The organism is Allosediminivita pacifica (assembly GCF_003054175.1).
Classification (GTDB): Bacteria; Pseudomonadota; Alphaproteobacteria; order Rhodobacterales; family Rhodobacteraceae; genus Allosediminivita; species Allosediminivita pacifica.
This window is the reverse complement of the sequence record NZ_QBKN01000025.1, coordinates 51629-74004: the sequence shown is the minus strand read 5'-3', so window position 1 is coordinate 74004 and position 22376 is coordinate 51629. Positions and strand designations below refer to the sequence as shown.

Below are 22376 nucleotides of genomic sequence, written 5' to 3'. Positions count from 1 at the left end.
TGAGTTTCGTGAAACATCTTCTGATGGCCACTGCCGTGATGGGCCTGCTTGGGCAGGCTGCGGTGGCTGAAAGCCTGACCCAACCCGATCCGACCTCTGTCGGAGGTGCCAACGCAGGTATGGAAAAGACACGCTACATCGACAGCGACGGGCTGCAGCTCGGCTCGCGCCCCTTTTCCTGGAACGAGGAAGACGGCCTGCGGGACCTCGGCGACCTTCCCGAGGCTTTGTCCGAGGGGGGCGCCTGGGCAATCCGCAGCAATGGTATCATCGCCGGCTACAGTTCGACGGCGCCCTATGGCGGCGCCTTCCTGTGGCGCCCGGAAGAGGGCATGATCTCGCTTGGCGATCTGCCGGGTGGCGGTGACCAGAGCCGCGCCAACGATCTGAACGACCGCGAGGAGGTTGTCGGCTGGGCGAGTGCAGATGACGGGAAACGTGCTTTCCTCTGGACTGGCGTGGAAGGCCTGCAGGATCTCAACGCCCTTGCCGTGAACCTGCCCGAGGACGTCGTCCTGACCGACGCGCGGGCCATCGGTCCTCTGGGCAACATCGTCGGAACCGCGCGGACACCGGAGGGCGACCGCGCCTTCCTCTGGCATGCCGACACCGGCGAATTCGAACTGATCGAGGGTATCGAGGGCGTCGTTCCGCGCACAGCAATCGCGATGTCGAGCATCGAGCACGTGCTGGTGCAGACCGAGACCGACCGCGGCCTCGCGACATATATCTGGAGCGCGAATGACGGTCTTCGGCCGGTCGATGGCAAGGTCGGCGATACGCTTGCGATCGCCCATGACGTGAACGCGGGCGACGATGCCGTCGGTCTGATCGGCGAGGGAGACGCGCGCCGCGCCGTGCTCTGGCACGCTGACGGAGAGGTGGTCGACCTGACCTCCAGCGTCGTGGACCTGCCCGAGGGGCTTACGCTGGATTCGGCCATGGCGATCAACGATCTCGGTCAGATCGCGGTCTATGGTCATTTCGGCGCACCTGCGCATCATCTCTTCGTGCTGACGCCCGAGGATCTCTTCGTCGATGGCGAGGCCGTGATCCAGAAAGCGTCGTTCCCGGGCGTGGGTCGCCGGTACCGGCTGACCGACCTTGGCGAGGTCCTGGTCGACGGCGTGGACATGCCGCCGGTCGGGATCGACGAGTTGGGAGAAATCGCCGGCCAGTGCGAGCTGACCGCCGCGGCCTGTCCCTACCTGTCCGAGCATTTCGGAGAGGTCGAGGTCGTAATCGACGATGACATCACCAACCTCTTCCTGGGCGGTGCAAACGGCCCGACCTTCTCGCCGTCGAGCAGTGTGCTCGGCCTCGGCTCGGACATCAGTGCTGGCCGTGGCGGTGCTGGCGGTGGCGGACTGTCGCCTCAGCTCTCGTCCGGCGGGCCCGGTGTGGGCGGCGGCAGTGGCTCCGGCGGGCGCGGTCTGAGGCCATCGTTCTCGGACCCGTTCAAGGGGTCGCTCGTGGTCGGCGGCGGCTCGACATCCGGTGGCGGCGACAAGACGCCGGCAACCAGCAGCCCGGTTCCGCTACCCGCAGGGATCTGGCTGATGCTGATGGCGCTTGGCGGACTGATCGTCGGGCGCGCCCGCCAAGGGCGCGTCTGAGGTCAGCAGGCCCTGGCAATCCGGCGGTCTATGAGATCACTGCCGCGCATGATGCGAAGCCCTGAATCCGCGTAGCGTGCTTCGTCGAGATACCAGCCGCGAAGCTGCTCCGGGTAGCTGGCAGCGATCAGGCGCGAGACCTGTTCAAAGACCGGGCGCGGGAGCGGGGTGCCGCTGCGCGAGGGCGCATGAAAGCCGAACATGGTGCGGGGTTCAACGCAGGTGTTGCCGAGCCCGAGAAGCATGGTGCAGCTGGAATAGCAGACCGCGCCCCGGATCTCGATCGGGCGGCCGGAGCGGCGGAGATCGCGGATCTGCACAAGTCGATCCTGAACGGAGCCACCATAGTCATTCGTGACAACATAGGGTTTGGCGCGGTCCTGCATCGGAACCGCGGCGGGTGCCACTGTGGCGCTGGCCAGAAGGCAGAGGCTGGCGACGGCCGAACGCAGGCAGGTCCGGACGTTTCGCTGGCTGATGAATCGCATTTTCCGAACTCCGCGCTCGCTTGATTGAGCCAGCCACGTTTTGGCCAACAAAGCGAGAGTGGAAGCACATTAAGGCCACTCCGTTACCAAACCTAGGCGGAGCACCGTAAAAGGTAAGGAAACTTCATGTCGAGGCCGCACGGCGTCGGGCGATGCCTCAACGTTTGGCGTCGCCGTACCCGTAGCTGTAATCGCCGTAGCCGCCGTATTCGCTCGTGGAAAAGCGCGATTTGTTCAGGACGACGCCGAGGACGCTGGTCTGGCTGGCCAGTTCGCGTTCACAGCGGTCGATTTCGGTCACGGAGCTGCGCTCGGCCGCGGCCACGATCAGGACACAATCCACGTGGCGCATGAAGGCCATGGTGTCATCGCTGACCAGGAGCGGCGACATGTCGAAAAGCATCAACTGCGGCTGGTAGGCCTGTTCTATGGAGTCGAGAGTCTGGCCGATGCGGTCGTCGAGCAGGATGTCCGAGGCGTTGGCGACAGGGGCGTTGCCGGTGGCGAGTGCGAGACCCGGGCCGTAGCGGAAGCCGACGTCGGCAAAGTTCGCGTCGCCGGTAAGAAGTTCGGGGACGCCCGGACCGTTCTGATCGCGCTGACCGCGCAGTCCGAGAAGCTGGTTCTGGCTGGGCCGGCGCATGTCCATCTCGATCTCGATGGCCTTGGCGGCGGACTGGCGGGCGATGGAGAGCGCGAGGTTGAGGGTAACGGTGCTCTTGCCGCAGGCCGGGGTCGGCGAGGTGATGGCAAGGCGCCGCCAGCCCTGCTCCTGCATGTGGCGCAGGGTGCGGGTCCGCAGCATGTCGAAGGGCGTTGCCTCGGGACCGGCTTCGCTGGTGACGATGCGGTTGCGCCGGAGCAGCTTGGGGGTGAGCTGTGCCTCCGGCAGCGCCTCCCAGGCTTCGGAGGTGTCATCCCGTGGCTGCGCCGGGACAGGCCGCGCTCGGGTGGTCCTGGCCGTTTCGCCCTGATTGTTCCTGGCCTTGTTGATGGCCGCCTGCAAACGCTCCATGGTCCGGTTCCGTCTCAGATAAGATGGCCGAGGTTGACCTTGTCGAGCACGCTCTCGAACAGGGGCTGAACCGGCATCACGTTCCTGTCAATATACCAGAGCCCCCCGGGCACGCCGACCAGCAGGATCAGCGCGGTGGTCAGGGTGACGGTCCGGCGGCGCATCCGTTCGCGCTGCGTGACCATGTAGGGGATGGTGGCAAAGGTCTCGATCCCGAGGGCATTCCTGATGTCCTGGGGCCGCCGCACGGCGGAATTCAGAAGCTCCATGAGCACGATCAGCGCCACGCCGAGCCCGAGGCCGCCCATGAGGCCCGCGATAGAGATCACCGGGCGGTTCGGGCTGGAGGGGCTTGTCGGCGGAACGGCCTGTTCGACCACACTGATGCGCTGGCCGCGTGACAGGGATTCGATCATGCTGCCGGTTTCGGCGCGGGCCCGGTTGGCGACGGCCTGGTTGTACTGGGCCTGGAGGTTCTCGTAGTCGCGCTCGAGCGAATCGAGCGTGACCGCATTGCCCGGCGTCTGTTCGATCGAGCGGGTCAGCTGCTCCATCCGCTCGCGGGCGGCTTCCCTCTGCTCGTCGATATAGGCGATCTGGGAATCGAGATCGGAAAGCTGCATCTGGTAGAGCGAGGATTCGAGCTGCTGCTCGGAACTTGCGGCAGAGTCGCCTTCGGCATTGGCTGACGAGGCAGATTCGACCGCGGCTTCGGCGGATTCGATCTGCGAACGCAGGGCCGCCAGGCGGGGATTGCCCTCGGCCAGAACGCCCGAAAGCTCGGCGTATTGGCTGCGGAGGTTGTCGAGCCGTTCCCGCGCGGGGCTGGCCTGCAGGCGGGGCTGGCGTCCGCTACCGTCGAGCGCCGTCTGCCCGGTCGCCTCGTAGAGTGTCGTCAGGCGGTCGCGCTGCTCGCGCAGGGAGGCCTGTTCGCGTTCGAGCTGGGCGAGGCGCTCCTGCAAGGTGGCCTGCTGGCCGCGGCGAAATTCGAGGCTGTCGGGGAGGGCTTCGAGATTGTTCTCGCGGAACTCGCGGATCTGGCTGCTGACGCGCGACAGGCTTTGTTCGAGGCGGTCGACCTCCTGCGTGAAGAAGTCGAGCGTCTGGCGGGCCACGGCGGTCCGCATCTCGACGTTTTCCTGCAGGATCAGGGTCACGACCTCGTTCGCGGTCTCTGCGGCGAGGCGACCGGTTTCGGCGGTGAAGCCGACGGTCACGATCGTCGCGTCACGCGGGCCGCGGGAGGATGTCTGCCCGCCGGTCGTGGTGAAGCGGATCCGCTGGCGCAGGTCGTCGACCTTCTGGTCGGCGGTCAGTTCCGAGTCCGGCGGGTAGATCTCCAGCTCGTTGGCGAGCTCGAGCAGGACGTCGCGGCTGAGGATGCGCTGACGGATGATCTGCAGGGCCTCGACCTCGCCGGTCCGGACAGTGGTTTCGGCCAGATCGCCGGGAATCTGCTCGGACTCGACGATCAGCGTCGCCTCGGAGTTGTAGGTCGGTGGCAGCGTCATGGCGAGCGACACGCCGATCGCCGTCCCGAGCGCCGCCAGGATGATGACGTAGGGCAGACGGCGCCGGAAAATCTTCCAGTAGTAGCCGAGATCCATCTGAGCAGTCCTATCTCTGGTGCGTGTCGTCGCGGCCGCGGGCGGTCTCGTCTTCTGTCTCGTCTTCTTCGGTGTGCACGAGCCTCAGGGGGCGGCCCCGTCCCGCGCAGAAGAAGAGATTGTCATCCAGCACGCGCTGGATCGTCTGGACCGTCACGGTCGGAGACTCGTCGGCATAGGCGTAGAGAAGCGAGAAATCGCAGAGCTGATTGACGAGACGCGGCGTGCCGCCGGTGACTTCGAAGATCAGCGGGAAGGTATCGGGGTCGAACAGCGGACGGGTGGCCCCGGCCACGGCGAGACGATGTTCGATGTAGGCCTGCACGTCCTGTTCGCGCAGTGCGGGCAGGAAGACACTGGCCGAGATGCGCTGTGCCATCTGCACCATGTCCGAGCGCATGACGATGTCGCGCAGTTCGGGCTGGCCCACGAGGACAAGCTGCACCAGCTCGTGATGCGAGAAGTTGATGTTGGTCAGCATGCGCAGGTGTTCGAGCGCGTCCCGCCCGAGATTCTGCGCCTCGTCGAAGATCAGGACGACGCGGCGGCCCCTAGCGTATTCATCGACCAGGAAGGCTTCGAGCCGGCGGTAGAGGGCGGGATAGGTCGTCTCGCCCTCGTCCAGATCGTCCTGGCCGAGCGAATGCAGGATCAGCCGCATCATGTCCGCGAGGTCGACCGGCGCGGCGTTCGCGATGAAGCCGACGGTCATTTCCTCTTCGATCTGGTTGAGCAGTTCGCGCACGAGGGTCGTCTTGCCCGAGCCGATCTCGCCCACGACCATGGTAATCGGCGCGCGGTTGACCATGCCGTATTCGAGCACGGCCTTGGCCTTGAGGTGGGCAGGCGACCAGTAGACGCATTCGGGGTCGGGGACGAGCGTGAAGGGGCGCTTGTTCAGCCCGAAATGGGTCGTGTAGATCTCAAAGTTAAAATTCATAGTCTACCCGACTGAAGAAGAGCCCGCGTCGCTGGGAATTGTGGCAGGGCGGTTCGTGGCGCCCCGTGGCCCTGGCGAAGCGCCAGCGAGGCATAACTTATGGAAAACTCCTGCCCCTAGCAACTGCTACATCCCTTCCGGACACGGGAATCTAGGTTATCAAAGGCTTTAATTTGCCTTGTTTTTGCCTTTTCTTCAGGTGGGGCCGGGATTTGGCTCCCGTAGCCTGCCGGCACGAATAAGGCAGCGCTGTTTTCGGTGGATCGACAATCCGCCAGTGACATGAAAATAAGGCCCTATTCCCGAACGGAGCGCCATGTTCGGGCCTCGTCTCGTTCAGATCTTGTAGATTGGCTGGCGCTATGTGCTAACAGGCGCGCAACCAGACTCGCGGCATTTTTTTGGAATTCTCATGACCCGGATTCGCACGTTCCTCATCCTCCTCCTGACGGTCACGGTCCTTGCGGCCTGCGAGAGCCGCGAGGAACGCGCGGAGCGCTACTACCAGTCGGCGCTGACTCTGCTGGAAGAAGGCGACGTGGACCGGGCGCTGATCGAGCTGCGCAACGTCTTCGACAACGACGGCTTTCACCGCGAGGCGCGGCGGCTTTACGCGGACCTCCTTCTGGAGGAAGGGCAGGCGCAGGAGGCCTATGGCCAGTACCTACGCCTGATCGAGCAGTATCCGGACACGATGGACGTGCGGCGCAAGCTGGCCGAGTTCTCGATCGACAACGGCAACTGGGAAGAGGCGCGTCGCCACGGCGAGGCGGCAATCGAGCTTGACCCGGATCTGCCTGAGCACCGGGCGCTCGAGACGATCCTCGCCTATCACGACGCCCGTGTTGCGCGCGACGATGTCGCCGCGGGCGAGGCCGTCGAGCGGGCTCAGGCGCTGCTTGAGGAGAACCCGGATCTCGACACGGCGCTGCGGGTGCTTGTGGACTGGCATGTCTCGGGCCCCGACCCGGAACAGGCCCTGCCCTACCTGGAACGACTGACCGAGATGCACCCGGAAAGCCTTTCGCTGCGGATGACGCGCGTGCGCGTGCTGGACCAGCTGGGACGGCGGGACGAGATCGGGCCGGTGCTGCGCGACATGTTCGAGCGTTTCCCCGAGGACGAGGAAGTCGCCTCGATGCTGATCCGCTGGTATCTCTCGCGCCAAGAATTCGACGAGGCCGAGACCTTCCTGCGGGAACAGGCCGGCGCCGACGATGCCGAACCCGAGGGGCATTTCGCGGTGGTGCAGTTCCTGCTGCAATTGCGTGGCACGGAAGAGGCGTTGGCGGAGCTGGAGCGCCTTGCCTCGGCCAACGGCGGCACGGACCTCGGCCGGCGCTACGCGCTGGAGGCGAGCAAGCTCCGCTTCGACGCGGGCGCGACCGAAGAGGCCATGCAGACTGCCAGCGACATTGCCGAGGCGGCAGGCGACACCGCGCTTGTCAACGACGCGCGCATCACGCTGTCGCGGATGCGGTCGGCCTCGGGCGATGTCGAAGGCGCGCGCGCGCTTGTCTCAGAGGTGCTCGAGAGCGATCCGAGCAACGTGGACGGGCTGCTGATGCAGGCGGCCTGGCGGATCCGCGGCGACGAGATGGGTGCGGCGGTCACCGACCTTCGGCTCGCTCTCGACCAGGACCCGCGCAACATCCGCGCGCTGCTGCTGCTGGCCGAGGCGCAGCAGAAGCTGGGCAATATCGAGCTGGCCGAACAGCGACTTGCGCAGGCCGTCGAGATCAGCGGCTCGGCTGCAGAGGAATCGCTGATCTATGCACGGTTCCAGATCTCGCGGGGGCTTTTCGGGCAGGCCGAGCAGGTGCTGACCGAATCCCTGCGCGCGACGGGCAACCTCGAGGTTGCGCAGATGCTGGGGCGCGTGCTGCTGCAGCAGGGCGATGTCGACGGGGCGCGGGACGTCCTGGCCCAGTTTGCCAACAGCGACAATCCCAACGCGGCGCCCATGGCACGGTCCCTGCAGGCGGCTATCATGTTCAGTCAGAACCGGATCGACGAAAGCCTGGAGCTTCTGCGCGAGACCGCGGACGGCAGCGAGAGCGACATGGGCGCGGAGATGCAGATGCTGCGCATCCAGATGATGTCGGGCCGCTTCGACGAGGCAGAGCGCCTGCTTGAGGAGCTGCGCGCGGAAGATCCCGAGAACGTGGCGCTGCGTCTGCTGGAGGCGAACCTTGCCGCCGTGCGCGGTGATCGGGAGGAGGCGATCCGCGTTCTGCGCGAGGTGGTCGAGGACGCGCCCGAGCAGATCGTCGCGATCCAGCGGCTCTATACGCTGCTGAACGAGACCGGGCAGGGCGAGGCGGCCACGCAGGTGTTGAGCGATGCGCTGGAGCGCCAGCCGGACGAGCCGCAGCTTCTCGTGCTGCGTGCGCTGGAACTGGAGCGCGCCGCCGAACCGGAAGAGGCCATCGCGATCTACGAGCGGCTCTATGAGCAGAACCCCGACGACATCATTGCCGCCAACAACCTTGCCAGCATGCTCGCATCGGCGCGGGATGACGCCGAGTCGATCGACCGGGCCTACCGCATTGCCCAGCGTCTGCGCGGCATGACCCAGCCGGCGCTTCTCGACACGCTGGGCTGGGTGCAACTGCGCAAGGGCGAGGTCGATCGCGCCATCCTGAACCTGCAGGCCGCGGCGCGCGGGCTGCCGGACAACCCCAGCGTCGCCTTCAACCTCGGCCTCGCCTATGCCGAGGCGGGGCGGACGTCCGAGGCACGCGCCGAACTGGAGCGTGGTTTCGAGCTGGCCGGCGACGACACGAGTGTCGCGCAGTACCAGCGGGCGCGGGAGCGCATGGCCGAACTCGACGGCTGATATGACGGCCCGCCTTCCCCGTCTGTGACCTCACAGGCACGGGAAGGCGGCGTTTTCACGTGCCGGGCCAGAATATTTCTGTTCCCGGTTTCAATCGGATAAGGTGCGCCGCAAGGTCCCTGCCAAACGGGATCGGCGTGAGAGCCTTGGAGCACGGGACGACAATGATGAAAATTCTAGGCGCATTCCTTGCGATGATGACCTTCACCCTGAGCCTTCTGCCGGGGCAGGCGGACGCTTACGAATACCGTATCAGGGCAGGCGATGTGCTGCGGGTCGAGGTGATCGAGGACGATTCCCTCAACCGCGATGTCCTCGTTGCACCGGATGGCCGGATCTCGGTTCCGTTGGCCGGTGTGTTGCGTGTCGGTGGCGGTACGCTTGAGCAGGCGCGCGCGCGAATCACCTCGGCACTGGCCGACGACTTCGCCAATACCCCGAACGTCGTGGTGTCGATCCTCGAGGTCACCGAACGGCCGCAGCCCGCCGAGCCCGAGCCGCTCAAGGTCTACGTGATCGGCGAGGTGAACAACCCCGGCCTGATCGAGGTCGAGGCCCACACCACGCTGTTGCAGGCGCTCTCGATGGCGGGCGGGTTCACGGATTTCGCCGCGATCAAGCGCGTGCAGCTGCGCCGCAGGGCCGGTTCGGCCGGCGAGCGGGTCTACACTTTCAACTACCAGCAGGTGCTTGACGGCTACAGCAGCATCGGCACGACGGAGATGGCCCCGGGCGACACGCTGGTCGTGCCCATGCGCCGGCTTTTCGAGTGACCGCGCGCACGGGGATCTGAGTCATGCGCGTTTCACGCAGCCTCCTTCTTCTGGGCGCGGCGATGACCGCGCTCGGCCTTCCTGCAGTGGCTCAGGAGGCGGGCGGCAAGCGCATGCGCCTGGACCTGAGCCAGGGGCTTCGCGTTACCACCAACCCCGATCTCGACCCGGGTGCTGACGAGACCGAGACCGTGGCGACGACCGATCTGGGCTTCACGATCTCGACCGAGACGCGGCGCGCGTCGCTGGCGATGACCCTCGGTGCGCAGCTGGTGGGCGAGCTGGGCGATGACAGCGGCGGGCTCGAGTTCGACCGGCCCTCGGCCCGGCTGGACTACGGCTATCGCGGCCCCGCTGCCGAGCTGGGTGCCTTCGCGAGTATCAACCGGCAGAATATCGAATACCTTCGCGCGCTGGAGCTGATCGAGCTTCAGGACGGCAGCTTCGAGGTTCCGGAGGATCTCGACGACCTGGAGGGCAGCGGCTACCGCGTCAGCAGCCGTGTGGGCGTGAACGGCGATTTCGGGCGGGACGACCTGTTCGGCTGGGGTTTCGATCTGCGCGGCAGCGACCTGAGCTACGAGGATGTCACCACCGACCAGCTGGAAGACAGCCGCCGGTACAACGCACGGCTTTACAGCCACATGGACCTGACCCGGACGCTGCGCCTGACCGGGCGGCTGCGGTACGTGCTTTCGGACAAGGAGGGCGCGAGTGCCACCGATACGACCGAGTACGGGCTCGGGCTGACGGCCCTGCGTCCGACCGGCGAGTATCGCGCGACCGTCTCCTTCACCACGCCGGATCGGGCCGAGGACCGGGTTACCGTGACGGCGGGCGTGACACAGGAGCTTGGCCGGACGGGCGAGATCAGTCTCGACCTCGGTGCAAGCTCGATCCACGACGACGGGACCGAGCTTGTCGCGACGCTTGCCTTCGAGATGCAGCCGACGCGCACAAGCCGCGTGACAGCCTACCTCGACCGCGAGGTCGGGCAGGACAACGACGGCGAAACCATCCTGTCGACGACGGCGCGGGCCGGCTGGCAGATGACCTATGACCCGCTCACTCAGTTCGGTCTCTTCGCGACCTACGCCGACACCGAGTACCTGGGCGAGGGCGATGACACATCGCAACTGGGACTGACGGCGAGCATGGACCGGCAGCTGACTCGTGACTGGCAGCTTTCGGTGGGCGCGGGGCGCACCCTGCGCGACGATTCGGATTTGGCCGCATCGAATTCCGTTTTCCTGACAATGAGCCGGGATTGGGACGGCCGTTTCTGAAACGGCGACCATGGGCGCGGACCTATCAACATATCGTCACGTTTGAGTCGGTCTTCTTGTCAGGCGCCACATTTTTGTCGTAATGCGGGCCGGCACGTAAGGCCCTGTGCGCAAGGCATTTCCAAAGGATCAATTCATGTCCGGCACCGCTTCTGTCCAACGGCAGATCCTGGATCGCCCCCTCAACATGCAGGGGATCGGGTGGTTCGTGCTGCTCATGCTGTCGGCCGTTCCGATCTACTGGCTTGGGTTCCTGTCGCTGGGCCGCGCCTGGATCACGCCCGAGTACAGCCACGGCCCGCTGATTCCGCTGATCTCGCTCTACCTTTTCCTGCGGGAACTGCGCGACAAGACCCACCTGCCGGCGGGCACCCCGGTCAACCGCTGGCCGGGCGTCGCGGTGATCGTCGCCGCACTTGTGCTTGGCATCCTCGGCAACCTCGCCTCGATTCCGGACGTGGTGACCTATGCCTTCATCCTCTGGGTGGCGGGGGTCGTTCTGGTCTGCTTCGGCTGGGCCGAGGGCAAGCGGCACCAGCTTCCGGTGCTGCACCTGGTGTTCATGTTGCCGCTGCCGCAGTTCCTCTACTGGCAGATGACGATCTTCCTGCAGGGGATCTCGTCCGAGCTTGGGGTCTGGTTCATCCGGATGATGGACATCCCCGTCTATCTTGATGGCAACATCATCGACCTCGGCCCGTTCAAGCTGCAGGTGGCCGAGGCATGTTCGGGGCTGCGCTATCTCTTCCCGATCCTGAGCTTTTCCTACCTGACGGCGATCCTCTATCGCGGGCCGTTCTGGCACAAGGCGCTGCTCTTTGTGATGGCCGCGCCCCTCACCGTCTTCATGAACTCGTTCCGGATCGGCATGATCGGCGTGCTGGTGAACAGTCATGGCATCGGCCAGGCCGAGGGCTTCCTGCACTTCTTCGAGGGCTGGGTGATCTTCGGCGCCTGCGTTGGCATCCTGTTCCTGACCGCGGTGATCCTGCAGCGCATGACGCGCAACCCCAAGTCGCTGGCCGATACGATCGACCTCGATTTCCAGGGGCTCGGCCCGCAGGCCTCGCGCATCTTCGGGATCGACGCGTCGCGCGGGCTGATCATGGCGGCGCTGGTGTCGACGGCGGTGGCCGCGGCCTTCATCGTCACCCCGCGGGTGGAGCCTTCGGCCCCGCCGCGCGACAGTTTCGCGCTCTTCCCCAGCCGTTTCGACGACTGGTCGGCAACCTTCGTGCCGCTCGACGAGGAGGTGGAAGAGGTTCTCGGCGCGTCGGATTACGTGAACGCGGTCTACATGTCGCCCGGCGCCGAACCGGTGCAGTTCTTCTCGGCCTGGTATCATAGCCAGACCGAGGGCGAGGGGCTTCATTCGCCCGAGGTCTGCCTGCCCAACGGCGGATGGGAGATCTATTCGCTCGATCCCTACGAGGTGTCGATGCCGCAGACGGTCTACGACACATTCACCGTCAATCGCGCGGTGATCGAGAAGGGGTTGAACCGGCAACTGGTCTACTACTGGTTCGAGCAGCGTGGCACGCGCATGACCAACGACTTCGCGGCCAAGATCTCGGTCCTGAAGGACAGCCTCACGCGGGGACGGACGGACGGCGCGCTTGTGCGTTTCGTCACGACGATTGGCCCCAATGAGACCGAAGCCGATGCGGACGCGCGGCTTCAGGGCTTCATGGCCAAGGCGCTCGAGCCTCTGCCGCGCTACATTCCGGAGTAGCTCCGGTGTCTGAGGCGGGGCCGGGTTTCCGCTCTCGCGCCTCAGGCAGCGGCGCGGATGTTGTGCCGGAACTCCTTCATGCTCCAGAGCAGCGGCACGAAGAGGATTGCCGAGGCCCAGAGGCCGAGGGTGGCGAGGCCTGGGCTGACGACCGTCACGCCGACGGCCAGAATGATCAGAGCGGAAAGCGCGATCGCGGGCCAGCTTGGGCGGAACGAGAGCGAGAGCGACCTTTGCGCCATCGCCATCGCCACCACGAAGCCCAGTATTTCGGCGATGACAGCGATGGTCAGCAGGCTGGCGATGCTCCCGCCCCTCGCGATCACCCACCATGCCAGCGGCAGGCTGGCTACGCGGACGGCGTTAGACAGCATGGCATTCACGGTGTGGCCGCCGGAAAGGGCAATGACGTTCGGCCCCGTCCGGAAAGACCGCAGCCCCTGCTGAACCGCGAAGAGTGCAAGCAGCGGGATCAGTTCGGCGTATTTGTCGCCTAGCGCGACCGTGACGAGCATCGGCCCAAGCAAGAGGATCGCGAGGACCAGAAGGCAGCTGCTCAGAAGCGTGGCCTGAAGCATGGCCTGCGCGACGGTGGCGAAGGGCGCGGGGTCTTCGTCACGTGACGTGGCCAGGCGCCCGAGCTGCGGCAGGAAGAAGTTCTGCGCCGATTTCCCGAGCACCAGCGTCGGGGTCAGTGTGAGCGTCACGCCCATGGAAAAGATGGCGAGCGGCGCCATCCCGAGCTCTCGGCCCACGATCAGCTTGTCGCCCTGGAAGACCGCGAAAAGCAGGAAGCCGTTGATCAGCAGCGGCCAGCCAAACGCGAGCGATCGTGCCATGATCTGTCGGTCGAGCACCAGCCGGTAGGGGCGCTCGGCAGTGGCATGGGAGGTGATCGTAGCGATGGCAGCCTGCACGATCAGTGCAAAGAGCATCACGCGGTAGTCGCCGAACCAGACCGTCAGCGGCCACAGGGCCGCGAGCGACAGGAGTGCCGGCACTGCGCCCGTCAGGATCAAAGGCCAGAAGCGCAAGTCGCGGTTCATGCGGTGGATGTCGAAGTGCTGTAGCGCGTTCAGGACGGGGACCAGCGCCATGACCTGATAGGCCCAGGCGACCTCGGGGATAATCAGGAAATCCGCGACGAGCCCCGCGGCGAGGAAAAGCACCACGCCCGAGATCACGCCCCGCAGCACCTGGAAGCCCTGCAGGGCGGCCTGGAAATGCGGGTCCTCCCCTTCGCGCGCCTGGACGATCATCTGTTGAAGGCCAAGTTGCGAGGCCATCTCGACGACGGACATCGCAATCGCGAAGGTCGAGGCGATCCCGTAATCCTCGACCGCGATCAGCCGCGCGATGACAAGGTTGCGTGCGAACAGGAGAAGCGAGGCGGCCGCATTTCCCGACAGGATCAGAAGGGCCTTGCGAAGCATTCCCCGGGTCCGTCAGAGCCGTTGAAGCCTGCGGACAACCTTGCGCCGCAGACGGCCCACCGGACTGGCAGCATTGGCGAGGGCCTTGTCCCGGGCCTTGAGGAAGCCGGCGTCGAGCTGCGGTGCGGCGGCGACAGGAGCAAAGTCGTCGGGCACGTAGCCGAAGCGTTTGAAATCGGCGGCGTAGATCCGGGCGATCGCGGCGATATCACCTTCGGACGGGGTGACACGCTCGCCACTGACCTGAACGTAGTCGCCGCGCGTGTTCTCGGGGAGAATGGCGCGCGGGCCCTCGGCCCGGCCCGATACGGCGTCGAACCAGAGCACGAGACTGTCGAGCCCATGTTCCATATGAAAGACGGTGGCGCCTTCAGGCACGATCTCGGTCATCGGTCGGGTGTGATTGTCAAAGGCAAAGGTATCCCGCGCGTGGCGTTCCTCAAGCCCGCTAAGCCAATCGGAAAAACTCGTACCGGGGAGGATCGATTGCTCGAGTTCCAGCTGGAAATGGTAGGTGCTCACCGCGCGTTTGACCGGGTGCCGCACAATGGTGAATACCGCGTCGAAGAAGGACAGCGGGATCAGGCGTTCGAGAACCTCGGCGTCCACGTGCTGGGGCGAGGATTTCGTCCAGCGCTCTGCCTCGGGTCGTGAGAGAAAGCCGCTTTCATGAAATGCGAGTGGGCCGAACCGGTCGCGAATGTATTGCGCGATGGAGGACCCGCCGCACTTGGGCACGTGGGCGTAGTAGACAAGCCGCTGGTCTATCTTGAAAAATGGCATCCGGATGGTCGATCGTGATAAGGGGTCGCAGGCGTCCGCCCGGCGGGTCGACTACTCTGCGAAAACCCCTTGCGATGCAAGTATTTCGGCAACCTATGCCGAAAATTCGCCACGTTTTCTGCGGGGGTGGGTGACATGGTAAGGGTTTTTCATCACGAGTGACGCCCGATAGCTTTTGGAAGAGTGGGGGCTATGCCCGAAGCCGCGATCATCATTCCCCATTACAACGACGTGCCGCGCCTGTTGCGCTGTCTCGAGGCGCTGGCGCCGCAGGTCGGGCCGGACGTCGAGCTGGTCGTGGTCGACAACTCCTCGACCGACGATCTGGGGCCCGTTCGCACCGCCTTTCCCGGCGTGCGCCTGGTGATCGAGGCGCGCAAGGGGGCGGCTGCCGCGCGCAACCGAGGCGTGGCCGAAACCACGGCGCCCAGGCTTTTCTTTACCGATGCAGACTGCGTGCCCGCGTCCGACTGGGTGGCGACGGCGCTTGCGGTATCCGACAGTGCGGATCTCGTAGGTGGCGCCGTGGGGGTCTTCGACGAAACCCCGCCGCCGCGGTCCGGCGCGGAGGCCTTCGAGGCGGTCTTTGCCTTCGACAATCGCCGCTACGTCGAGGAAGAGAACTTCTCGGTCACGGCGAACCTGCTGACCACGCGCGGGGTCTTCGAAGCGACGGGTCCCTTCGTGGTCGGGCTGTCCGAGGACCTTGAGTGGTGCCAGCGGGCGACATCGCGGGGTTTCTCGATTCGCTACGAGGACCGCCTGCGCGTCACGCATCCCTCGCGCAGCGACTGGCCGGCGCTCGCGAAGAAGTGGAAGCGGATGACGCTGGAGAGCTTCGGCGTGAACGGTACGGACCCGGTTTCACGGCTGAGATGGGTGGGGCGGGCCGGGCTGATGCCGGTCAGCATCCTTGTCCATGTTCCGCGCGTGTTGCGGCATCCGGGGCTGCGCGATGGCGGCGAAAAGCGCGCGGCGTTGGGCACGCTGGTGCGGCAGAGACTGTCGCGCATGGGCTGGATGCTGCGGCAGGCGCTGACGGGGCGACCGTGATACGAGGGCCACGCTTCGGGAGGGCATGACGGGACGATGCGCCATGATTGCCGCCCATGCCGGAAACGAAAGGCGTGGTTAACGCGGCATTTATTCTGGGCAAGCCATAAAGGGGCGCATTCCTGTTTTTTGCGTGGCAATCCTGTGGAAGTTTCGGCAAAAGGCGGGCGCATTTCTTGATTGCGAATGGGCCGTCCGCCGGCCCGGAAACGGTGAGCTGACTTGAGCCAGAGGGTCGATATCGGGATGGGGCTACGCGGGGCCCGCGCCTACAATCCGCTGATCGACTACCTGCGCTTCGGCGCGGCCCTGGTCATCGTCCTGTTTCACACGGGCGCCGCCTTCCGTTCGTCCGATCAAGCGGCGGTCGGGTTCTTTGCCATGGCGATGACCTATTTCGCGCTCTCGGGCTTCATCGCGCCGAAGACGGATCTTCCGACCTACCTGACTGCACGCGCGCGGCGCCTCCTCTATCCCTGCCTCGTCTGGGCGGCGCTGCATCTTCTGGGCAAGGCTGCATCCGCCGGGTTCGATCCTGCGTCGGTGAGGGCCGAGATGGCGGTCTGGATGCCGCCGGAAGGCACGATGGGGCAGCTCTGGTTCCTGCCATGGGCCTTCGTCAGCTTGGTCGTCCTAGCGCTGGCGTTCCGGGGGCGTCCGCCCGCGGCTCGCAACGCCACTCAGGCGGCGGGGCTCATCCTCATCACGCTTGCGGTCTGCATCGCGGCGATCCTTTGCTGGCAGGCGCAAGTTCTGCCGAGGTTCTGGTCGATCTGGGTGCTCTACTGTGTATCTCCTGCGATCGGCACGCTGCTTTTCGCGGTGCGAGCCCGATCTGGGCACCTGCTGGCCGCGGGCGCGGCGATCACCCCGTGGGGCTGCTGCTCGCCGCTGCAGGCGTGCAGGGGACGAGCCAGATGACCGTGGCGGCGCCGATCTTCGCCTGCGCGCTGCTGTTTCCCTTTAGATCCGCGCCTCTGGCCCGGACGCTGGGGACGCTTTCATTCTTTGTTTATCTTTGTCATGTCGTGGTGAGCGCGGCGGCAAGGATGGCGCTCGGCATCGATCTGACGACATTGCCCGGTGCGTCGATCGCGCTCGCGCTTTCGGTCCTCTTCGCCGTTTTCATGTACTCGACCCGTTTTGGAAAATGGCTTGCCTGATCGTCTGACCCTCTTGAGCTCGGCTTTCGAGATTGCGGTCCGCTCCGATCGGGCCGCGTATGTGCGCGCAAGGACTCGGTCACGGCGCTCGGGCGCCTTACAGAATTCAATCATCCATTGCGCCTGCATGGCAGGCGCGGCCCGCACGGGCAGAAATTCCGCAAGATGCGCGGTGAGAAGGAGCTCAGCACAAGCATGAATATCGTCATTCTAGGCATCGGCTACGTCGGGCTGACCGCAGCCTGCTGCATCGCGAGCGAAGGCCACCACGTGACCGGCGTCGACGTCAGCCACGGCAAGGTGACCTCGCTGAACAACGGCGTGCCGCCGAACACAGAGCCGGGCATCGAGGAACTGCTGAAGTCGGCGCTCGAAAGCGGCCATTTCCGGGCGGACACCAGCGTCAATCCGCACCTAGACGAGGCCGACATCGCCATCGTCTGCGTCGGTACGCCTTCCGGTCCGGACGGCTCGCACAACATGCGCTACATCGCCGACGTCACCCGCCAGATCGCCGAGAGCGTGAAGGCCGACCGGAAGACGCCGCTGACGGTCACCTACCGGTCGACCTTCCGGCCCGGCACGATCGAGGAGCTGGTGATCCCGATCTTCGAGGCGCAGTTCGGTGACGACTGGGACAAGCTGGTCGAGATCGTCTACAATCCCGAGTTCCTGCGCGAAGGCTCTGCCGTGGGCGACTACTTCGCGCCGCCGAAGATCGTCGTCGGCACGCGTGATGGCGCGCCCTGCAAGAACATGGAAGCGCTGCACGCCAACATCGATTCGGAGACCTTCCACGTCCAGTTCCGGACGGCCGAGTTCACCAAGTTCGCGGACAACACCTGGCACGCGGTCAAGGTGGCCTATGCCAACGAGCTCGGGCGGATCTGTCTCGATCTCGGGGTCGACCCGATGGACATGCACAAGATCTTTGTCTCGGACACCAAGCTGAACATCTCGCCCTACTACCTGCGGCCCGGTGGCGCCTTCGGCGGCTCTTGCCTGCCCAAGGACGTGCGCGCGCTGCAGCACATCGCCGGCGACATCGGCGTGAGCACGCATCTGATCGACAGCCTGCTGCGGTCGAACGACGCCCACAAGCACCGGCTCTTCATGCACGCGGTCGAAGGACTGGCGCCCCCGGCGCGGGTTCTGATGGTCGGGCTTGCCTTCAAGGCTGATACCGACGACCTGCGCGAAAGCCCCAACGTGGACCTTGCACGCAAACTGCTGGCGGCTGGCTACGCGCTCGAGATCTACGACCCCTACGTGGACGCGATGAAGCTGGTCGGTGCCAACCTCGGTTACGCCTACAGCCAGCTTCCGCAGCTCAAGCGCCTGCTGATCGACAAGGAGCAGGTGGAAAAGGGCGGCTACGACCGCGTCATCATCACCAACGGTACCGGCAAGACGCTGGCGCTTGAAGCGGGCACCGAGGTGGTCGACCTTGGCAAGCTTTCCCCTATCTCGGCGTATGAAGGGGGGATGGTATGAGCCAGGAGCCGGCGAACGTTGAAATGTTCGACAAGCTCTCGGAAACGCGCCCCCTTGAGGGGCGCAAGATCCTGATCCTGGTCGAGAACCTGCCGCTGCCCTTCGACCGCCGTGTCTGGCATGAATGCCTCACTCTGCGCGCCGCCGGGGCCGAGGTGGCGGTGATCTGTCCGACAGGGAAGGGGCACGAATCCCACTACGAGTGCCTGCAGGGCGTCCACATCTACCGGCATCCGCTGCCGCTCGATGCCAAGGGCGCGTCCGGCTACCTGGTCGAATACGGCGCGGCGCTCTGGCACGAGTTCCGGCTGGCCTGGAAGGTCTGGCGCAAGCACGGGTTCGACACGATCCAGGCCTGCAACCCGCCGGATCTGCTGTTCTTGGTGGCGCTGCCCTACAAGTGGTTCAAGGGTGTGCGGTTCATCTTCGACCACCACGACATCAACCCCGAGCTTTACGAGGCCAAATTCGGGCGGCGCGATTTCTTCTGGCGCCTGATGGTCTTCCTCGAGCGCAAGACCTTCAAGGCGGCGCAGGTGGTGATCTCGACCAACCAGTCCTACCGCGAGATCGCCATGACCCGCGGCGGCAAGGCCCCGGAGGATGTCTTCGTTGTGCGCTCGGGGCCGAACCTCGAGAAGCTCAAGATGCTCGATCCCGATCCGGCCTGGCGCAAGGGGCGTCCGCACATGGTGGGCTACGTCGGCGTCATGGGCGACCAGGAGGGCATCGACCTGCTGCTGGAGGCCGCGCGCGAGATCGTCTTCGACATGAAGCGCGACGTGCAGTTCGTCTGCGTCGGGGGTGGCCCCGCGCTGGAGTCGCTGCAGGCCATGGCGAAGGACCTGGGGCTCGAGGAGCACGTGACCTTTACCGGCCGCGCCCCGGACGACGAGCTGTTTTCCATGCTGTCCTCGGCCGACGTCTGCGTGAACCCCGACCGTGTGAATCCGATGAACGACAAGTCGACGATGAACAAGGTCATGGAATACATGGCCTATTCGAAGCCGCAGGTGCAGTTCGAGGTGACCGAGGGCCGGTATTCGGCGGAGGAGGCCTCGCTTTACGCCAAGCCCAACGATACCCATGACTTGGCCGAGAAGCTCGTCGAGCTTCTGGACGATCCCGAGCGGCGGGCCGAGATGGGGCGCTATGGTCGCGAGCGCATCGAGAGCACGCTGAACTGGAGCTACCAGATCGATTCCTTGATCGGAGCCTACAAGCGGGTCGCCGAGAAGTAGCTCAGACGGGGGCGCAGCCGGGATGCCCGGCTGTCTGTGCCAGTAGGTCGGCGAGCGGCGGCACGATGAGCGCCGCAGCGGTTTCGGGGTCCGGGTGCAGCCCGCCCCCGGCCATGCCGCGCTCGGCCCGGGGCAGGGCGAGCCAGCGCGGATAGAGGTCGGCAAGCCCGAGGTCGAGCTCTTCCGCGAGGTCGCGGTACTGCCGGTAATGGGCGCCAAGACGGGGCCTTGCGAGCCCGCGCAGACCGTGGGCGGGGCTCGTCGTCATGAGGAAGATGCGGGTGTCCGGGCTCTGGTCGCGGATGCGAGAAATGATTTCCGCGTCGTTACGGTAAGCCGCGCGCAGGGAGAGACCATCCAGAATGTCCGCGTCGTTGATGGCGAATTCCACGAGGGCGATGTCCGGCGACAGGTCGGCGAGGGTGCCGGCCTGCGTCAGGCCCCAGTCGGAGGCCGCGCCGGGCCGTGCGATCACGTCGACCGTCACTTGGTGGTCGAGGCAGGTCGAGAGCCTTTCAGCCAGAAGCTCCGGCCAGCTTTCGCCATGGGACAGGCTGGTGCCGAGCACGGCCAGCGACAGGGGGCTGTCGGCTGGCAGTGCCGTGGTGAGGATGCCATCCTGCGGGGCGGGCGACGAGGTCATCTGCGCGGCGGTCCAGAGGGCCAAGCCAGTCGCGACCAGCGCCGCGAGCGCGAGCCCCCCCGCACGGCGCATCTCAGGTCATGCCAGCCGCGGAAAGCTGGCTTTCGGTCTCGTCGGCGGTCAGGTAGCGGCCGTAGGGGCCGACCTCGATGTCGCTGCGCACGATCCGCGCGGGGTTGCCCGCGGCGATGCTGTTGGGCGGCACATTCTTGGTCACGATCGATCCGGCGGCCACGATGCTGTTGTCGCCGATCTCGACCCCCGGAAGGATCATCGAGCGACCGCCGATAAAGCAATTCCGGCCCACCCGCGTGTGCTTGTAGAAGCCGCGCGTACGGTCGTGGGGGAAGATGCGCGCCTCGAAGACGACATAGAAATATTCGGCCACGTGGACGCCGATCGGGAAGGTCCGGTCGGATTTCGCCGACAGCGACATCTGGGCCGTCGGGTGGATGTCCATCTTCCAGACACGGGTCAGGTAGGCGCGCCGGAGCGACACCAGGACATTGCGAAGGCCGGAGAGCCGGTTGAGCCCGCGGCGGCGCCATTTCTTGGGCTGCGCGGAATCTTGATCTGGCATCGGCTGGGTAACCTCGCTATAATACCTCACGGATTACAGTCCGAAGAAGACGCGACAATTTTCCCGAACGCATTGCAGGATCCCCGGTCCCGGTCAAGTTTGGAGGCGGCCATCCGCAAGTTTTTCCTCGTGGCGATGCTCACCGCATACCTTGCCCTCCCGGCCGTCATCACGGCGGGGTCTGCAAGTGCGAACCAGGGCATCGCGGGTGAGTCCGTTTCGTCTTCGCGAGAGATTTCCGCGTTTCTCCAGTCGGAGCCTTCGGGCACCACGGAGCGGTTGATCCGCCTGCAGCCCGGTGACTATGCGCCGCTGGTGATCCTCGGCGGGACCGGGCCTGTGCATCTCGTGGCCGCCGACCCTTCGAAGCCTCCGCACCTGACCGGGCTGACGATCAAGGAAGGGGCGGACATCACCTTCGAGAACGTCGTGCTCGACTACCGTTTCGACGGGGAGCAGGACGAAATCTGGGTGGCGCCGTTCCGGATCTACGACAGCCGCAACATCGCCTTCGAGGGGGTCGTCTTTGACGGTGACATCGTCAGGGGCCGTGGCGCGCCGGATTCGGGCTTTGCGGGTGGCAAGGCACTGGTTGCGGAGGATGTTCAGGGCCTGACGGTCGAGAACAGCGAGATTCGTGGGTTCTTCGTCGGACTTTCGATCAAGGAATCCAGCGATATTCGTGTCGTGGGCAACAACTTTCACAGCATGCGCAAGGACGGGATCAACTTTGCCCAGGTCCGGGACGTACTGGTCGAAGGTAACACGTTCCACAGCTTCGGACGCTCGCTCGCATCGGGCGATCATTCGGACATGATCCAGCTCTGGTCGACCCGTACCACTTCGCCGTCCGAGCGTGTCACAATCCGCAACAATATCTTCAACTCGGGCCACGGGTATTGGACGCAGACGATCTTCTTCCGAAATGAATGGGTCGACCGTGGGAAGGCGGGTCACGAGCTGTTTTTTCGGGATTTCCTCATCGAGGGGAACGTGATCATCAATGCTCACCTCCATGGAATCAGTATCGGCGAATCCGACGGCCTCGTTATTCGCAACAATACTTTGATTCGGAACAAGGGATCGGAGGCTGAAGCCTTTGATGACGTCTGGGCCTCGCCCAGGATCGGTGTCGCGGAGCGGAGCATGAATGTGCTGATCGAGCGTAACGTGGCCTACGATTTCCCGAAGCCTTCGGGGCCGGATTGGACGGTACGCGACAACTACAGGATTCAGGCCGAGCATCGGATGGAGCCGGGCTTTTACGGCCGCGTGTTCTACAACGCCCTGGCTGGCGACCCGCTTGATCTTGAGAACTTTCAGTATCTCTCGGACGGGCCGCTTGGCGGTCACGATATCGGATCGCAGATGCTGCAGGGGCAGGGGGCGGACTGATGGAGTTTTTGTCGCGCCCGCGGCCCTTCGTGGGGAGCAAAGTCCGTTCTTCGGTAGCGGTGGCTGCACCCAAAGGCGCAGAATCGACCCCGTCAAGCGGCCCCTTCCCTCGAACTTCGCGCGGCAAGGGCGTTGCCACCTGCCTGTTCCCAAGCGCCCGCCTGCGGCAAGGCGCCCGTTTCCTGTGGCGCCGAACTTGGTCTGGATTGTGCGAGCTGAAGTCACTGGCACTCTCCATCACCCGCAAATGCCCGACGTCGGACGGCCGCGGTATCCGGGCGGGTGCATGTGCTCC

19 protein-coding genes are annotated in these 22376 nt (G+C 65.1%); 11 read left to right on the top strand and 8 right to left on the bottom strand.

Going from position 1 to position 22376, the window contains the following annotated elements; translation table 11 throughout:
• Window positions 1–8 precede the first annotated feature (8 nt).
• The gene (locus tag C8N44_RS17570) at window positions 9–1616 is read left to right on the top strand and encodes a hypothetical protein (protein ID WP_146178864.1); all 1608 of its coding nucleotides are present in this window, start codon (window positions 9–11) and stop codon (window positions 1614–1616) included.
• A gap of 2 nt (window positions 1617–1618) precedes the next feature.
• On the opposite strand, the gene C8N44_RS17565 is transcribed toward C8N44_RS17570, so the two are convergent.
• The 4 genes from C8N44_RS17565 to C8N44_RS17550 all read right to left on the bottom strand — a co-directional run bounded on the left by C8N44_RS17565 (window position 1619) and on the right by C8N44_RS17550 (window position 5666).
• Window positions 1619–2104 (bottom strand): hypothetical protein, encoded by a 486-nt coding sequence (locus C8N44_RS17565; protein ID WP_107978085.1) that lies wholly within the window; start codon window positions 2102–2104, stop codon window positions 1619–1621.
• Window positions 2105–2261: 157 nt separating this feature from the next.
• Window positions 2262–3119, bottom strand: coding sequence for a CpsD/CapB family tyrosine-protein kinase (locus C8N44_RS17560; RefSeq protein WP_107978084.1), 858 nt, complete (start codon window positions 3117–3119; stop codon window positions 2262–2264).
• A 14-nt stretch (window positions 3120–3133) separates the two neighbouring features.
• Complete coding sequence (locus C8N44_RS17555) at window positions 3134–4726, bottom strand: GumC family protein (protein ID WP_107978083.1); 1593 nt, start codon at window positions 4724–4726, stop codon at window positions 3134–3136.
• 10 nt (window positions 4727–4736) lie between these two features.
• Window positions 4737–5666, bottom strand: coding sequence for an ExeA family protein (locus C8N44_RS17550; RefSeq protein ID WP_107978082.1), 930 nt, complete (start codon window positions 5664–5666; stop codon window positions 4737–4739).
• 412 nt (window positions 5667–6078) lie between these two features.
• Here C8N44_RS17550 and C8N44_RS17545 point away from each other — a divergent pair, with 412 nt between their 5' ends.
• The 4 genes from C8N44_RS17545 (at window position 6079) to xrtD (ending at window position 12296) form a co-directional block, all read left to right on the top strand.
• Complete coding sequence (locus tag C8N44_RS17545; RefSeq protein WP_107978081.1) at window positions 6079–8505, top strand: tetratricopeptide repeat protein; 2427 nt, start codon at window positions 6079–6081, stop codon at window positions 8503–8505.
• A gap of 164 nt (window positions 8506–8669) precedes the next feature.
• Window positions 8670–9278, top strand: a complete 609-nt coding sequence (locus C8N44_RS17540; RefSeq protein ID WP_244641023.1) for a polysaccharide biosynthesis/export family protein — start codon at window positions 8670–8672, stop codon at window positions 9276–9278.
• Between the two features lie 23 nt (window positions 9279–9301).
• Window positions 9302–10564 (top strand): hypothetical protein, encoded by a 1263-nt coding sequence (locus C8N44_RS17535; protein WP_107978080.1) that lies wholly within the window; start codon window positions 9302–9304, stop codon window positions 10562–10564.
• 136 nt (window positions 10565–10700) lie between these two features.
• The gene (gene xrtD / locus C8N44_RS17530; RefSeq protein WP_107978079.1) at window positions 10701–12296 is read left to right on the top strand and encodes a VPLPA-CTERM-specific exosortase XrtD; all 1596 of its coding nucleotides are present in this window, start codon (window positions 10701–10703) and stop codon (window positions 12294–12296) included.
• A gap of 41 nt (window positions 12297–12337) precedes the next feature.
• Here the strand turns inward: xrtD and C8N44_RS17525 are convergent, their stop codons facing one another.
• Window positions 12338–13729, bottom strand: a complete 1392-nt coding sequence (locus tag C8N44_RS17525) for an oligosaccharide flippase family protein (RefSeq protein ID WP_107978078.1) — start codon at window positions 13727–13729, stop codon at window positions 12338–12340.
• Window positions 13730–13741: 12 nt separating this feature from the next.
• Window positions 13742–14512 carry a sulfotransferase family 2 domain-containing protein gene (locus C8N44_RS17520; RefSeq protein ID WP_107978077.1) on the bottom strand — a complete coding sequence of 257 codons (771 nt, stop codon included), beginning with the start codon at window positions 14510–14512 and terminating at the stop codon, window positions 13742–13744.
• 192 nt (window positions 14513–14704) lie between these two features.
• On the opposite strand from C8N44_RS17520, the gene C8N44_RS17515 reads away from it, so the two are divergent.
• From C8N44_RS17515 to C8N44_RS17495, 5 genes are all read left to right on the top strand, one after another.
• The gene (locus C8N44_RS17515; RefSeq protein ID WP_107978076.1) at window positions 14705–15565 is read left to right on the top strand and encodes a glycosyltransferase family 2 protein; all 861 of its coding nucleotides are present in this window, start codon (window positions 14705–14707) and stop codon (window positions 15563–15565) included.
• Between the two features lie 222 nt (window positions 15566–15787).
• Complete coding sequence (locus tag C8N44_RS17510; RefSeq protein WP_146178863.1) at window positions 15788–16486, top strand: acyltransferase family protein; 699 nt, start codon at window positions 15788–15790, stop codon at window positions 16484–16486.
• A complete protein-coding gene (locus C8N44_RS17505) occupies window positions 16483–16728 on the top strand; it encodes a hypothetical protein (RefSeq protein ID WP_107978074.1) in 246 nt (81 codons plus the stop codon). Before C8N44_RS17510 ends, C8N44_RS17505 begins: the two co-directional genes overlap by 4 nt.
• Window positions 16729–16923: 195 nt before the next feature.
• Window positions 16924–18222: a nucleotide sugar dehydrogenase gene (locus C8N44_RS17500; protein ID WP_107978073.1), complete on the top strand. Its 1299-nt coding sequence runs from the start codon at window positions 16924–16926 to the stop codon at window positions 18220–18222.
• On the top strand, window positions 18219–19463 hold the full coding sequence (locus C8N44_RS17495) for a glycosyltransferase family 4 protein (RefSeq protein ID WP_244641022.1): 1245 nt from the start codon (window positions 18219–18221) through the stop codon (window positions 19461–19463). Before C8N44_RS17500 ends, C8N44_RS17495 begins: the two co-directional genes overlap by 4 nt.
• A 1-nt stretch (window position 19464) precedes the next feature.
• On the opposite strand, the gene C8N44_RS17490 is transcribed toward C8N44_RS17495, so the two are convergent.
• The gene (locus tag C8N44_RS17490) at window positions 19465–20178 is read right to left on the bottom strand and encodes an SGNH/GDSL hydrolase family protein (RefSeq protein ID WP_107978072.1); all 714 of its coding nucleotides are present in this window, start codon (window positions 20176–20178) and stop codon (window positions 19465–19467) included.
• 1 nt (window position 20179) lies between these two features.
• Window positions 20180–20686, bottom strand: coding sequence for an acyltransferase (locus tag C8N44_RS17485; RefSeq protein WP_107978071.1), 507 nt, complete (start codon window positions 20684–20686; stop codon window positions 20180–20182).
• On the opposite strand from C8N44_RS17485, the gene C8N44_RS17480 reads away from it, so the two are divergent.
• The gene (locus C8N44_RS17480) at window positions 20675–22081 is read left to right on the top strand and encodes a right-handed parallel beta-helix repeat-containing protein (RefSeq protein ID WP_146178861.1); all 1407 of its coding nucleotides are present in this window, start codon (window positions 20675–20677) and stop codon (window positions 22079–22081) included. The two genes, C8N44_RS17485 and C8N44_RS17480, sit on opposite strands and share 12 nt — an antisense overlap.
• The last annotated feature ends 295 nt before the right edge of the window (window positions 22082–22376 follow it).

Excerpts from the sequence above, each read along its gene's own strand:
- C8N44_RS17550 (WP_107978082.1), bottom strand. The coding sequence starts at position 5,666 with ATGAATTTTAACTTTGAGATCTACACGACCCATTTCGGGCTGAACAAG.
- C8N44_RS17555 (WP_107978083.1), bottom strand. The coding sequence starts at position 4,726 with ATGGATCTCGGCTACTACTGGAAGATTTTCCGGCGCCGTCTGCCCTAC.
- C8N44_RS17540 (WP_244641023.1), top strand. The coding sequence starts at position 8,670 with ATGATGAAAATTCTAGGCGCATTCCTTGCGATGATGACCTTCACCCTG.
- C8N44_RS17560 (WP_107978084.1), bottom strand. The coding sequence starts at position 3,119 with ATGGAGCGTTTGCAGGCGGCCATCAACAAGGCCAGGAACAATCAGGGC.
- C8N44_RS17545 (WP_107978081.1), top strand. The coding sequence starts at position 6,079 with ATGACCCGGATTCGCACGTTCCTCATCCTCCTCCTGACGGTCACGGTC.
- C8N44_RS17500 (WP_107978073.1), top strand. The coding sequence starts at position 16,924 with ATGAATATCGTCATTCTAGGCATCGGCTACGTCGGGCTGACCGCAGCC.
- C8N44_RS17565 (WP_107978085.1), bottom strand. The coding sequence starts at position 2,104 with ATGCGATTCATCAGCCAGCGAAACGTCCGGACCTGCCTGCGTTCGGCC.
- C8N44_RS17490 (WP_107978072.1), bottom strand. The coding sequence starts at position 20,178 with ATGCGCCGTGCGGGGGGGCTCGCGCTCGCGGCGCTGGTCGCGACTGGC.
- C8N44_RS17525 (WP_107978078.1), bottom strand. The coding sequence starts at position 13,729 with ATGCTTCGCAAGGCCCTTCTGATCCTGTCGGGAAATGCGGCCGCCTCG.
- xrtD (WP_107978079.1), top strand. The coding sequence starts at position 10,701 with ATGTCCGGCACCGCTTCTGTCCAACGGCAGATCCTGGATCGCCCCCTC.
- C8N44_RS17515 (WP_107978076.1), top strand. The coding sequence starts at position 14,705 with ATGCCCGAAGCCGCGATCATCATTCCCCATTACAACGACGTGCCGCGC.
- C8N44_RS17495 (WP_244641022.1), top strand. The coding sequence starts at position 18,219 with ATGAGCCAGGAGCCGGCGAACGTTGAAATGTTCGACAAGCTCTCGGAA.
- C8N44_RS17505 (WP_107978074.1), top strand. The coding sequence starts at position 16,483 with ATGACCGTGGCGGCGCCGATCTTCGCCTGCGCGCTGCTGTTTCCCTTT.
- C8N44_RS17520 (WP_107978077.1), bottom strand. The coding sequence starts at position 14,512 with ATGCCATTTTTCAAGATAGACCAGCGGCTTGTCTACTACGCCCACGTG.
- C8N44_RS17535 (WP_107978080.1), top strand. The coding sequence starts at position 9,302 with ATGCGCGTTTCACGCAGCCTCCTTCTTCTGGGCGCGGCGATGACCGCG.
- C8N44_RS17485 (WP_107978071.1), bottom strand. The coding sequence starts at position 20,686 with ATGCCAGATCAAGATTCCGCGCAGCCCAAGAAATGGCGCCGCCGCGGG.